General features: G+C 66.4%; 12 protein-coding genes and 1 tRNA gene. 7 read left to right on the forward strand and 6 right to left on the reverse strand.

Features of this window, described 5'->3' with window-relative positions:
• The first annotated feature begins 44 nt into the window (after positions 1–44).
• Positions 45–1,103 (forward strand): histidinol-phosphate transaminase, encoded by a 1,059-nt coding sequence (gene hisC / locus G6N35_RS17775; RefSeq protein ID WP_163805439.1) that lies wholly within the window; start codon positions 45–47, stop codon positions 1,101–1,103.
• Here hisC and G6N35_RS17780 read toward each other — a convergent pair.
• Positions 1,096–1,680 (reverse strand): TIGR03086 family metal-binding protein, encoded by a 585-nt coding sequence (locus tag G6N35_RS17780; protein ID WP_163805440.1) that lies wholly within the window; start codon positions 1,678–1,680, stop codon positions 1,096–1,098. The two genes, hisC and G6N35_RS17780, sit on opposite strands and share 8 nt — an antisense overlap.
• Positions 1,681–1,682: 2 nt before the next feature.
• On the reverse strand, positions 1,683–2,963 hold the full coding sequence (locus G6N35_RS17785) for a thioester domain-containing protein (RefSeq protein ID WP_163805441.1): 1,281 nt from the start codon (positions 2,961–2,963) through the stop codon (positions 1,683–1,685).
• Between the two features lie 284 nt (positions 2,964–3,247).
• On the opposite strand from G6N35_RS17785, the gene G6N35_RS17790 reads away from it, so the two are divergent.
• From G6N35_RS17790 to G6N35_RS17800, 3 genes are all read left to right on the forward strand, one after another.
• Complete coding sequence (locus G6N35_RS17790) at positions 3,248–4,174, forward strand: family 2A encapsulin nanocompartment shell protein (RefSeq protein WP_163805442.1); 927 nt, start codon at positions 3,248–3,250, stop codon at positions 4,172–4,174.
• A complete protein-coding gene (locus G6N35_RS17795; protein WP_163805443.1) occupies positions 4,161–5,996 on the forward strand; it encodes a family 2A encapsulin nanocompartment cargo protein cysteine desulfurase in 1,836 nt (611 codons plus the stop codon). The genes G6N35_RS17790 and G6N35_RS17795 overlap by 14 nt, the downstream gene beginning before the upstream one ends.
• A 98-nt stretch (positions 5,997–6,094) precedes the next feature.
• Positions 6,095–6,484: a WhiB family transcriptional regulator gene (locus G6N35_RS17800; RefSeq protein ID WP_163805444.1), complete on the forward strand. Its 390-nt coding sequence runs from the start codon at positions 6,095–6,097 to the stop codon at positions 6,482–6,484.
• A 38-nt stretch (positions 6,485–6,522) separates the two neighbouring features.
• On the opposite strand, the gene G6N35_RS17805 is transcribed toward G6N35_RS17800, so the two are convergent.
• Positions 6,523–7,632: a carboxylate-amine ligase gene (locus G6N35_RS17805; protein ID WP_163805445.1), complete on the reverse strand. Its 1,110-nt coding sequence runs from the start codon at positions 7,630–7,632 to the stop codon at positions 6,523–6,525.
• Positions 7,633–7,770: 138 nt separating this feature from the next.
• Between G6N35_RS17805 and G6N35_RS17810 the strand changes: the two genes are divergently transcribed.
• Both G6N35_RS17810 and G6N35_RS17815 read left to right on the forward strand, forming a co-directional pair.
• The gene (locus tag G6N35_RS17810) at positions 7,771–9,216 is read left to right on the forward strand and encodes an APC family permease (RefSeq protein WP_163805446.1); all 1,446 of its coding nucleotides are present in this window, start codon (positions 7,771–7,773) and stop codon (positions 9,214–9,216) included.
• Positions 9,217–9,238: 22 nt separating this feature from the next.
• On the forward strand, positions 9,239–10,060 hold the full coding sequence (locus G6N35_RS17815) for a crotonase/enoyl-CoA hydratase family protein (RefSeq protein WP_163805447.1): 822 nt from the start codon (positions 9,239–9,241) through the stop codon (positions 10,058–10,060).
• 10 nt (positions 10,061–10,070) lie between these two features.
• On the opposite strand, the gene G6N35_RS17820 is transcribed toward G6N35_RS17815, so the two are convergent.
• From G6N35_RS17820 to G6N35_RS17830, 3 genes are all read right to left on the reverse strand, one after another.
• Positions 10,071–10,370: a hypothetical protein gene (locus tag G6N35_RS17820; protein WP_163805448.1), complete on the reverse strand. Its 300-nt coding sequence runs from the start codon at positions 10,368–10,370 to the stop codon at positions 10,071–10,073.
• A gap of 238 nt (positions 10,371–10,608) precedes the next feature.
• Positions 10,609–10,695 (reverse strand) — tRNA-Ser (locus tag G6N35_RS17825).
• A 60-nt stretch (positions 10,696–10,755) separates the two neighbouring features.
• Positions 10,756–11,268 carry a MarR family winged helix-turn-helix transcriptional regulator gene (locus G6N35_RS17830; RefSeq protein ID WP_163805449.1) on the reverse strand — a complete coding sequence of 171 codons (513 nt, stop codon included), beginning with the start codon at positions 11,266–11,268 and terminating at the stop codon, positions 10,756–10,758.
• A gap of 82 nt (positions 11,269–11,350) precedes the next feature.
• On the opposite strand from G6N35_RS17830, the gene G6N35_RS17835 reads away from it, so the two are divergent.
• Complete coding sequence (locus tag G6N35_RS17835; RefSeq protein WP_163805450.1) at positions 11,351–12,334, forward strand: NAD(P)H-quinone oxidoreductase; 984 nt, start codon at positions 11,351–11,353, stop codon at positions 12,332–12,334.
• Positions 12,335–12,336 lie beyond the last annotated feature (2 nt).

Below are 12,336 nucleotides of genomic sequence, written 5' to 3' on the forward strand. Positions count from 1 at the left end.
ACCGAGGCGGAGCGGCCCGCGCCCGCCCCCCTAGACTTGGTCGGGTGACCGTCCGTCTGCGCCCCGAACTGGCTGACCTGCCTGCCTACACACCGGGCAAGACCGTGCCGGGCGCGATCAAGCTGGCCAGCAACGAGACGGTGCACGGTCCACTGCCCAGCGTGCGTGAGGCCATCGCGGCGGCGGCCGAGACCATCAACCGCTACCCCGACAACGGCTACGTCGAACTCAAGGAACATCTGGCCAAGCACGTCGATTTCGCCCCCGAGCACATCGCGGTCGGCTGCGGCTCGGTGAGCCTGTGCCAGCAGCTGATCCAGATCACCTCCAGCGTGGGCGACGAGGTCGTCTTCGGCTGGCGCAGCTTCGAGGTCTACCCGCTGCAGGTGCGGGTGGCCGGGGCCACGCCGGTCCAGGTGCCCCTGCGCGACCACACCTTCGATCTCGACGCGATGCTCGCCGCCATCACCGACCGCACCCGCCTGATCTTCGTCTGCAATCCGAACAACCCGACCTCGACGGTCGTCGACCCCGACGAGCTGGCCCGGTTCGTCGCCGCGGTGCCGTCGGACATCCTGGTCGTGATCGACGAGGCCTACGTCGAGTACATCCGCGACGGGATGGTCCCCGACAGTCTGGGTCTGGTCCGGTCGTACCCGAACGTGGTTGTGATCCGGACCTTTTCGAAGGCCTACGGGCTGGCTGGGCTGCGGGTGGGCTATGCGGTCGGCGACCCGGACTTGATCGTCGCCCTGGGCAAGGTCTACGTCCCCTTCACCGCCACCACGGTGTCACAGGCCGCCGCGATCGCGTCGCTGCAAGCCTCCGACGAGCTGATGGCACGCACCGACGCCGTGGTGGCCGAGCGGCGCCGGGTCACCGCGGCCCTCGCCGAGTTGGGCTACACATTTCCACCCACGCAGGCCAACTTCGTCTGGCTACCGCTGGCCGAACACACCCTCGACTTCGTCGAAAAGGCGGCCGAGGCGCGGGTGCTGGTACGCCCCTACGGCACCGACGGTGTTCGGGTGACCATCGGCGCGCCTGCGGAGAACGACACCTTTCTGGCCTTCGCCACCGACTGGATCTCGACGATCAGCTGATCGGCACTCGGCCGGTGAACGCGAGCAGCCGGTCCAGCGCAGAGGCATTGTCGGGTACCTCGACGGGATCGTCGAAGCCGGCCCGAATGCGGCCCTCCGGTGTGACGACCCGGTGCACCAGTGTGGAGACGTAGTCGACGAGGGAATCCGGGGCGTTGACCGTCCGTCCGGTGGCCGTCGCGTAATCCCAAGCGTGGATGAGAAATTCGAGCGAGAGAATGCCCGCCACGTACCCGGCAGGCACCTCGCTGGGGCCGAACGGGACCGTGCCGCCCAATCCACGCCGATGCCAGGCGTCCAACGTCGGGCGGGCGGCGGCGATGATCTGGCGTTCCACGGAATCGTCCGGGCGGCGCCCGGGAAGCTCGGCAGCTGCGGCCCGTCCGAGCATGGTGATCGAGTTGAGCAGATGGTCGGTGAGACCGGCGACGTCGAACTCGCTGCACGGAGTCGGCTTCGACAGATCGTCCGTGGCGATCGTGTGCACGGCCTGTTGCAGCACGCTCAGCGTGGCTTCGGCACTGGCCAGTTCGTCGGTGGGTGGAGCTTGCGGTCCTGCGGTGAGTTCGTCGCCCATCACTACACGGTAGCGACGGCCTTGATGTGCGGTGCGGCCCATTCGACATCGAACTCGACTACCAGCTGCGCCGGGACGGCCAGCGCCAGCGGCGTGTAATCACCGGCGACCTCGTCGCGGGCCACCCCGGTGATTACCCGGCCACCGAATCCGTCCGCGCGGCCCGGCACCTCGATGGTCAAGGTGGCCTGTTCTGCCCCGGGCGACACCCGCAGATAGAACTCCGCACCCGGCTCCAACGGCTCGGCGATCACCAAGCCGTCGGCATCGACGACCTGTCCGTCGGACACCCTGATGGTGGCAGCGTCGGTAGCGGCCAGCCGGAATGGCCCCAAGATCGCACCCTCGACCACGGCCGACGAGGCGAGCAGCGACGGGGTGACGGTCTGGCGGGCGGCCGACCGGGCCCCGGACAGCAGGTAGTCATAGAGGAACACGACGGGCTCGGCGTTGCGGTAGGTGCGGGAACCGTGCAGTTCGAAGGTGACCTCGTCGATGACGGCATCGCCGTCGATCAGGAGCCGGTAGTACCGGAATCCCCGCCCGCCCCGGCTGATCCTGTTGTCGGACACCGTGCTGCCGACGCCGAGCGCCTTACTGACCTGGCCGGCACCGGCGTCGACGTGTACTTGCGAGGATGCCACGTCCGCCCAGACCTGCCCGTCATCGGACTTCTGCAGCCGCAGGACCGCACCGGCGCTCGAAGAGATGGTCGCGGTGTAACCGGCCAGCTGCCGCTCACCATCGAATTCGACGTCCACCGACCCCGGGGCGTACTGGACACGGGCCGGGACGTTGCGGGGGCGGTCGTCGAGTTCGAGACCATTGGTCAACCGCCAGATCGCGGCCTGGGTGCCGGCGATGGCCTCGTGCTCGGCGATGTTGCGCGTCCCCAGCCGGTATCCGGCCGCACGCAGCCGCCGGCTGATTTCGGTGGTCGACAGGGTCGGGTAGGAGTTGCGCAGGATCCAATCCACCTCGGCCTCGTGGGCGCGGGCCTGCAGGTGCGGCACCGCCGACCAGGTGTCGGCGCGGTAGCGCGACGGCCGGCTCGGCGCGACACCGGCGAAGTCCAGCGAGTAGGCCTCGATGTTCGGGTTCAGCCTGATCAGGTCGGTACGTGCCGAGGTCCCGTCCGCGAACACGATCGTGTCGACGGTGTGCGAGTAGGTCCCCGGGCGGTAGCGGGTCATCCTGGACAGGTCCACCGACGGTGTCGGGCTGACCCGGCGCCGGACGGCGACGGGGGCGGCAGCGAGGGCTGGCAGGGCAAAGGTGGTCATCTGGTTGATCTCTCTGGATACGTCGATAGCGCAGATCAACGCGCCGAATAGGCGGCGGGCTGAGCGCAGGGATTACGGCGTCAGAAGAATCAACAACAACAACAGCGCACGTCGAGGCAGCGCGTGAAGCCAGAGCGCAGCGGAGCGTGCTGTTGCATGCCCAATACCATACGCGACGCCAACGGCACGCGGCACCGGGGTTCGCATCACGCTGATGTCCAAACCTGTGCAGCCTCACGTCGCACGGACATGATTGGTCCACCAAAAAAGTCGGAGGGATCACGATGACGTCGGCACAGAATGAATCTCAGGCACTTGGCGCGCTTGCCGCCCGGCAGTTGGCGAATGCGACCAAGACGGTCCCGCAGTTGGAGACGATTACTCCGCGGTTTTTGTTGCACCTGTTGAGCTGGGTGCCGGTGGAGGCTGGTATCTACCGGGTGAACCGGGTGGCGAACCCGGATCGGGTGGCGATCCACGCCGAGGTCGGCGGGGAGAACATCGAGGACCCACTGCCGCAGACGTATGTCGACTATCAGACCAGCCCGCGTGAGATCACGCTGCGCGCCATCTCCACGCTGCTCGACGTGCACACCCGGGTCTCGGATCTGTACTCCAGCCCGCATGACCAGATCACCCAGCAGTTGCGGCTGACGATCGAGACGATCAAGGAACGCCAGGAATCCGAGCTGATCAACAACCCCGAGTACGGGTTGCTGTCGCAGGTCACCCCGGAGCAGACGATCAAGACGCTCAAGGGCGCGCCGACCCCGGATGATCTGGATGGTTTGTTGACCAAGGTGTGGAAGACGCCGGCGTTCTTCTTGACTCATCCGTTGGGGGTGGCGGCGTTCGGTCGGGAGGCGACCTGGCGTGGGGTGCCGCCGGTGGTGGTCAATCTCTTTGGTGCGCAGTTCATCACCTGGCGCGGTATCCCGATCATCCCGAGTGACAAGGTGCCGGTGGAGAAGGGCAAGACTAAGTTCATCCTGGTGCGTACCGGTGAGGAGCGCCAGGGTGTGGTCGGGTTGTTCCAGCCGGGTCTGGTCGGTGAGCAGGCGCCGGGTCTGTCGGTGCGGTTCACCGGGATTGATCGGTCGGGGATCGCGTCGTATCTGGTGTCGTTGTATTCGTCGTTGGCGGTGCTGACCGATGATGCGTTGGCGGTGCTCGATGGCGTTGCGGTGGATCAGTACCATGAGTACAAGTGAGTATCGATCGGTAGACGCCGAAGGCGACCTCCCGATCAGCGAGGCCGAATTGGCCGCTCTGGCAACGCAATTGCTGGCGGGCAGCATCCGGCCCGGAAATGATTCACCCCCACAGGCCGTGCCACCGGCACCACGGGGTTCGATGCCCGACACCACCGCGGCGGCTTCCTACGCGAGCGGGGCGGCAGGTGCGCAGCCGTTCAGCCCGCCCGCGGTGTTCCTGGAGGCACCGGGTGTGACGGTGTCTGCTGCGAGTTCGCCTGGCCCCGAACCGATTCCGCCGGGTGCGGTGCCGGTGGCGCCGCGCGGTAGTGCACCGGATCTAAGCACCCCGCCGCATTTCGACGAGTTCGCAGTGCCCGAGGGCATCGTGCCGACGGTGCCGGGTGTGCTCGCCGGCGCAGCGCCCAGCGCGCCGGTGGCGCCGCGTGGTTCGGCACCCAGTTGGCCGACCGGCGTTGCGGGGATACCGGATCTCGGTTTTCTGTCGGCCCCCGCGGTCGCGACACCCGGTGGTGATGAGGGAAGTTACTACTTCACCTCGCCGGTGTCGGTGTTGGCCGAGCCGGTGCCGCAGTTGCCGGATCGTCATGAGGTCTTCGATGTCCACGCGATCCGGGCTGATTTTCCGATCCTGGCCGAGACGGTCAACGGCAAACCGTTGATCTGGTTCGACAATGCCGCGACCACCCAGAAGCCGCAGGCGGTCATCGACCGGCTGGCCTACTTCTACGCCCACGAGAACTCCAACATCCACCGCGCCGCCCACGAGTTGGCCGCCCGGGCCACCGACGCCTACGAAGAAGCCCGCGACACCGTGCGCCGCTTCATCGGGGCACCCAAGGCCGAGCAGATCATCTTCGTGCGCGGCACCACCGAGGCCATCAATCTGGTGGCCAAAGCCTGGGGCGCCAAGCACCTCAAGGCTGGCGACGAGATCGTGATCACCCACCTCGAACATCACGCCAATATCGTTCCCTGGCAGATGATCTGCCAGCAGACCGGTGCGGTCCTGCGGGTCGCCCCGGTCGACGATGCCGGCAATCTGCTGCTCGGTGAGTTCGAGGACCTGCTGGGTCCGCGAACCAAGCTGGTCTCGGCCACCCAGGTCTCCAACGCCCTGGGCACCGTCACCCCGGTGGACACGATCGTCGAACTCGGCCACCGCTACGGGGCGCGCGTGCTCATCGACGGCGCCCAGTCCATCCCGCACATCCCGATCGACGTCTCCCAGACCGGGGCCGACTTCCTGGTGTTCTCCGGGCACAAGATCTTCGGGCCCACCGGGATCGGCGTGCTCTACGGCACCGAAGAGGTGCTGGCCGAGACGCCGCCCTGGCAAGGCGGGGGCAACATGATCGCCGATGTCACCATCGAACGCTCGCTGTATCAGGGCCTGCCCAACAAGTTCGAGGCCGGCACCGGAAACATCGCTGATGCCGTTGGGCTGGGCGAAGCGATCCGCTACGTCGAGAAGGTCGGCATCGACCGGATCGCCGCCTACGAACACGCCCTGCTGGACTACGCCACCCCGCGGCTGGCCGCCATCCCCGGGGTGCGCCTGATCGGGACCGCCGAACAGAAGGCCAGCGTGCTGTCCTTCGTGCTCGCCGGCCACGAATCCCTCGAAGTCGGTAAAGCCCTCAACGCCGAAGGCATCGCCGTGCGCGCCGGACATCACTGCGCCCAACCGATCCTGCGCCGCATGGGCGTGGAAACCACCGTCCGGCCGTCGTTCGCGTTCTACAACACCTACGACGAAATCGACGTCTTCATCGACGCCGTCCGACGCATCGCCGAAAGCGGATCCAACACCGGCTAACGGCCCGGCGTCTTTGTTCGACGGCTCAGGGTCGGCACGCCCGCCAGCAACCAGATTCACCGCGATTCGATACCTCGATCTCGGCACGCTCGCCCATCATGCTCGATTCACAACGACAGGCCGAGCGGCATCGGAGGTCACACGTGGTGCAACGAGCAGGTCAGCTGACCAGAGGCTCGCATAGCTTTCCGCGTCCACTCGCGCAGTCCTTCGCGTGGGAATGGGACTGGCAGGCATCAGGCAACTGCGTTGGCGAACCGACGGAGATCTTCTTCCCCGAGGACAGCCCGAGGCGAGAGCGTCGCCGCCTGGAACAGCAGGCCAAGACCATCTGCTGGAACTGCCCGATCAAGGTTCGCTGCCTCGAGCACGCGCTGACCACACCGGAGCAGTTCGGGGTGTGGGGGGCGACAACCCCTAGCGAGAGGGGTAAGCACCGAGCACCGCTGCGAAAACCATTGACTGCTCAGCACATTGGCGCCGTCTGACATCAGAGACGAGCGGCCGCGCGGGCAGGACCGGCCCGTCAGACCGAACCCGCAAGCGCGACCGGCACGGCTAGGTCGGCGATGAGGTCCCGTAGACCGCCGCCCGACCGGAGCTTGCGGCGTTGGTGCACCGCGCCATTGCCCTCGGTGAGGATTCGCTGCACCGACTGCCTGACGTTGGCCAATTCGCCGAGATCCTCCAAGGCGGGCGCTACCCAGTCGACGAGCGAGCCCAGCGCCTCCTGCGCGGAGGTGAGGGTGCCGGCGACTACGTCGTACCCCTGACCCGTCACGCCATCGTGGGCGGCCTTCCATTTGGCGGCCACCAGGGTCTCCGTCCCGACCTCGGGCGCGGTACGCCCCGCGTCGAGTTCAGCCAGCGCGGTAATCGCCAGTGCGCGAATCACAGTGGCAAGTGTGACCGACTCCTCGACTGTCGCCGGGACATCACTGACCCGCACCTCGATGGTCGGCAGATGACTTGACGGACGAATGTCCCAGTACAGCATTCGCTCGTCGAGCACCGCACCCGTCTCGTGCAGCACCGCGGTCAGTTCGTCGAAGTGCTCCAGCGAGCGAAAGTACGGTGGCGGACCTGACACCGGCCAGCCGGTCTGCTGGACGGCACGCCAGCTCGCGTAACCGGTGTCGAATCCCCCGTAGATCGGCGAGTTAGCCGTCAACGCGAGCAGCGACGGTAGCCAGAGCCTGACGTAATTGCCGACCTGCAAGGCGGTTTCGCGATCGGGCATTCCGACGTGGACGTGGGCGCCGCAAATCACCTGGCCGTAGGTGAGGCTGCCGAATGACTCGGTGATCCACTCGAAGCGGCTGCTGTCGGTCAGGGTGAAGGGCAGCCTGCCGACGGGCGGAACCCCGACCGGCAGCAACCGCGTACCCAGACTCGCTGCGGCCCTGGCGGCCAACGTCCGCTGCTCGGTGAGATCGTCACGCAGCTCCGCCGCCGAAGTGTGGACCGAGGTATCGATCTCGACCTGGCAGTTGGCGAACTCGGTGGTCAACCTCAACCCGAGGGCCGCCGCCGCTGCCACGACAGCCGAGTTCTTGCCGGCGGGCTGACCCGTACCGGCGTCGACCAACAGGAACTCTTCTTCGACGCCGAACGTCGTAGCAGACGGGGGCGGCACTGATCGACTCACCTGACTGTCGTACGCCGCCGCGGGCGCACTGGCGCGGCATGCAATCGCACTGATCGGAACTATCGGGAACGTAAGGATGCGCGCTTACCGTTTCGCCAGCCCGAATATCGATCCCGAGGGGACGGCATGTCTAACCAGATTGACACAACGACAACAGCTCCGGCGACCGGTGAACGTCCGCACCGCAAGCTGCGCGGCACGCTCGGTGTCTGGGGCATCGTGTTCGTGGTGGTAGCAGCCGCGTCACCGTTGGGTGTGATCGGCGGGCCGGTTCCGCTCGGCATCGGAATCGGCAACGGGACCGGATTCCCCGCCATCTTCGTCGTCAGCACTGTGATCATCCTGCTGTTCGCCGTCGGGTTCACCGCGCTGACACCCTACGTACCGGACGCCGGAGCTTTCTACTCATACATCGGCAAAGGCCTGGGCAAGGTGCCCGGATTCGGGTTCGCGTTCGTGGCGCTGATCTCCTACCTCACCCTCGAGATCGCCGTGTACGGCCTGATCGGCCAGGGCGCCCAGGCCCTGTTCTCGTCCTACGGTCTGCCTCAGATCCATTGGGGTGTATGGGCATTCATCGCATTCGCCATTGTCACGCTGCTGGGTCACTTCAACATCGACCTGTCCCGCAATGTCCTCGGCGTACTGCTGATCGGCGAAGTGGCGATCGTGCTGGCCCTCGACGCCGCAGTCATCTTCACCGGCGGCCACGAAGGCCTGTCCACCGGCATCATCACACCCTCGCAAATCGTCTCGGGCGCACCGGGTCTGGCTCTGCTGTTCGCGATCCTCAGCTTCATCGGCTTCGAGGCGACCGCCGTCTTCCGCGACGAGGCCCGCGACCCGCTGCACACCATCCCGCGGGCGACCTACCTGGCCGTGATCCTGATCGGGATCTTCTACACCGTCTCGACGTGGGCGCTGATCAGCGCGTGGGGCGACAGCCGAGTGGTCGAGGCAGCGCTCAACGCACCCTCGGACCTGCTGCCGACAGCCACCCGGGAGTACCTCGGGACCGCCGGGCTGCACATCGTCCAGGTCCTGTTCGTCACCAGCCTGTTCGCCTGCATCCTGTCCTTCCACAACATCGTCGCCCGCTACGTGTTCACCCTGTCCAACCGCCGGGTGTTCCCCGGCCAGCTCGGCGAGGCGCACGCCAGCCACGGCTCGCCGCACCTGGCCTCCGGCGCCGACGCCGTCATCGTGGCGGTCGCGCTTCTAATCGGCATCCTGTTCAAGCTCGACCCGGTGACGCAGTTCTACACCTGGCTGGCGGGCATCTCGACGGTTGGTGTCACTACCCTGCTGATCGCGACATCGGTTGCTGTGCTTGTCTTCTTCGCCAAGCGCAAGCGGGCCGGCCAGCTCGAGGTGTCGGTGTGGCGCGCGTTCATCGCACCCAGCCTTGGTCTGGTGGGCCTGGTGATCGCATTCGCGTTGATCCTGCAGAACCTGCCCGCGCTGGTCGGCAATTCGACACCCATCGCGATCGGCGTGGGGGCCCTGCTCGTGGCGTTCTTCGCCATTGGCGCCGGTATCGCGGCCCGGCGGCCCCAGGTGACGTTGGAGTAAGGCCCCGTCGTAGCCTCATGGCATGAGTGAGCCGTACGAATCACTGGCCGTCGAGGTCAAGGGCTACGTCGCCCAGGTGACGCTGCTCGGCCCGGGTAAGGGCAATGCCATGGGCCCGGCGTTCTGGGAAGAGATGCCGGTGGTCTTCGGCGAGCTGGACGCCGACCCCGAGGTCCGCGCCATCGTGCTGACCGGCTCGGGCCGTAACTTCAGTTACGGACTGGACCTGATGGCCATGGGCGCCATGCTGCCGTCAGCCGGAGGTGATCCGTCCGCCCGCCCCCGCGCGAACTTCCACAAGAAGCTCAAGGGGATGCAGGAGTCGATCAGCGCAGTAGCCGACTGCCGCACCCCCACCATCGCCTCGGTGCACGGCTGGTGCATCGGCGGCGGCGTCGACCTGATTTCTGCGGTCGACATCCGCTACGCCAGCGCCGACGCCAAGTTCTCGGTGCGTGAGGTCAAGCTGTCGATCGTCGCCGACGTCGGCAGCCTGGCCCGGCTGCCCTACATCCTCAACGACGGTCACCTGCGGGAGCTCGCCCTGACCGGTAAGGACATCGACGCCGCTCGCGCCGAGAAGATCGGGCTGGTCAACGACGTGTACCCCGACGCCGACGCCACACTGGCCGCGGCCCACGCCACGGCCGCGGAGATCGCCGCCAACTCGCCGCTGGCGGTGCACGGCGTCAAGGATGTGCTCGACGAGCAGCGCACCGCCGACGTCGCGGCCAGCCTGCGCTACGTCGCCGCGTGGAACTCCGCGTTCCTGCCATCGAAGGACCTCGGCGAGGGCATCAAGGCCATGTTCGAGAAGCGCGCGCCGGAATTCACCGGCGAATAGTCGCGCCTGACTAGTTGCCCGCGGGTGTAATAGCCGGGACGGCCTTCGTGGTCGCCAGCGCCGTCGGCTCGTCGGTGGGCTGCATGGTGGTGGTGGCACCCATCTCCATGCCGCTGACGGCCGGCGAGGTGAAGCCGGGCATCTTGGTCTCCTTGCCGGAGTCCGCGGTCACGCCGCTGGTATCTGCGGTGGGCAGCGAGTGGGCGATACCGAACAGTGCCATCACCGCGAGAGCGCCGCTGCCTACCGTCGCTGCCAGCAACCTCTTACGGGAATCCGAGCTGCTTTTCAGGTTCACGTCTGAGTTCATGGGGGACAACACCTTTCGAGCGTTCAGCGGACGGCGCCAAGAAACCCGGCCAACACTCCATTGGTGGCCGAGCAACGAATTTGTCGCCTGTAGCTCCGTTGTACGCCCGACAGGGGCCGCAAAGCACGTACCTCAAGGTGACCCACAGAAACCCGACCGCCGGTACACAGACGGTGTACACCGAACCCACAGAAAGGTGGTACGCCGCTGCCAGGAAGCGGCACAGCCGCCCAAAGAGCGGTGGCGGAGGGATTTGAACCCCCGGACGGTGTTAGCCGTCTCTCGCTTTCAAGGCGAGTGCATTAGGCCGCTCTGCCACGCCACCGTGTACAAGGGTAAGCGGTGGGCGTTTGGGTGCGACCGTCGGGCGACCTAGACGCGGTTCCTAGACCCTGCCGAATTTCGCCGAGGAGCCGGCCGCCTTCAGCGAGGCGCTGATCCTGCGGCAGTTCTCCCCCATCGCCGACATCTGCGGACGCGACAGCGGACCCAGGAAGTTCTCACGCACGCCACGGGCATACGTCATCATCGCTTCCTCCACCACCTCGCGGCCACGGTCGGTGATACTGGCCAACACTCCGCGCCCGTCGTCCGGGCTCGCCTCCCGGCGAACCAGCCCAGCCGTCTCCAGCCGGCGAATCTGACGTGTCACCCGGCTCGGCAACGACATCAACTGCTCGGCCAGATCCCCCATCCGCGCCGAGCCCGTCTCGGAGTTGTCCAAGATCTCCAACAACCGGACATCCACCAGCGTCAGCTTGTGTTTGTCCACCAAGCCGCGATTCAACGTTCCGTAGAGTCGCAGCGCCGCGTCCAGAAAATTCTGCCAAGCTCTTTGCTCGGCAATATCCAGCCCCGGCATTTCAGATGCAGTCCGCCCCGCAATAATCCCTCCCATAGCGCAATCGTAAGCGACGCTAGCGAGTTCGAGGCCAAAAGCCTCGCTTCGCGGCGAAACGTACCGGTAGTACGTTTATCTCATGCGCGCCATCATCGCCGAGAGCTCTGATCACCTGCTGTGGCAAGAGGTGCCCGACGTGGCACCGGAGCACGGCGAAGTCCTCATCAAGGTAAGTAGCGCCGGCGTCAATCGCGCGGATTTGCTCCAGGCAGCGGGTAAGTACCCACCGCCTCCGGGAGCCAGCGACATCCTGGGGCTGGAGGTTTCCGGAATTGTCGCCGCCGTAGGTGGCGGCGTCACGGAATGGAGCGTGGGACAAGAGGTTTGCGCTCTCTTGGCCGGCGGCGGTTATGCCGAGTACGTTGCTGTGCCCGCTGGCCAGGTCATGCCGATCCCTCCGGGGGTGAGCGTGCACGACGCCGCGGCACTGCCCGAGGTGGCGTGCACGGTGTGGTCGAACATCGTCTCGGCCGGGGCCCTCACGCCAGGCGAGGTACTGTTGGTGCACGGCGGCGCCAGCGGTATCGGCACCCACGCCATCCAGATCGCCCACGCATTGGGCGCCACCGTGGCGGTGACGGCAGGGTCACCGGCAAAACTCGACCTTTGCCGGGAATTCGGCGCCGATATCGTGATCTCCTACCGCGACGACGATTTCGTGAATCGTATTCGCGAAGCGACCGGCGGTGCCGGCGCCGACGTCATTCTCGACATCATGGGTGCGGCATATCTGGACCGCAACCTCGATGCGCTCGCACCCGACGGCCGACTGGTGATCATCGGGATGCAGGGCGGCGTCAAGGCCGAGCTGAACATCGGCAAGGTGATGACCAAGCGATTGCGGGTCATCGGGACAACTCTGCGCGCCCGACCCGTCGGCGGGGCGCACGGCAAGAGCGCGATCGTCGACGAAGTGGTGGCCTCGGTGTGGCCGATGATCGGCGACGGCCGGGTCAAACCCGTCATCGGCGGCCGCTATCCGATCACCGAAGCGGCCGAAGCCCACCGGGCGTTGGCCAGTGGGCAGACCTACGGAAAGATCCTGCTGACCGTCAACGAGTGAGG

The sequence above is a fragment of the Mycolicibacterium anyangense genome (assembly GCF_010731855.1).
Lineage (GTDB): Bacteria > Actinomycetota > Actinomycetes > Mycobacteriales > Mycobacteriaceae > Mycobacterium > Mycobacterium anyangense.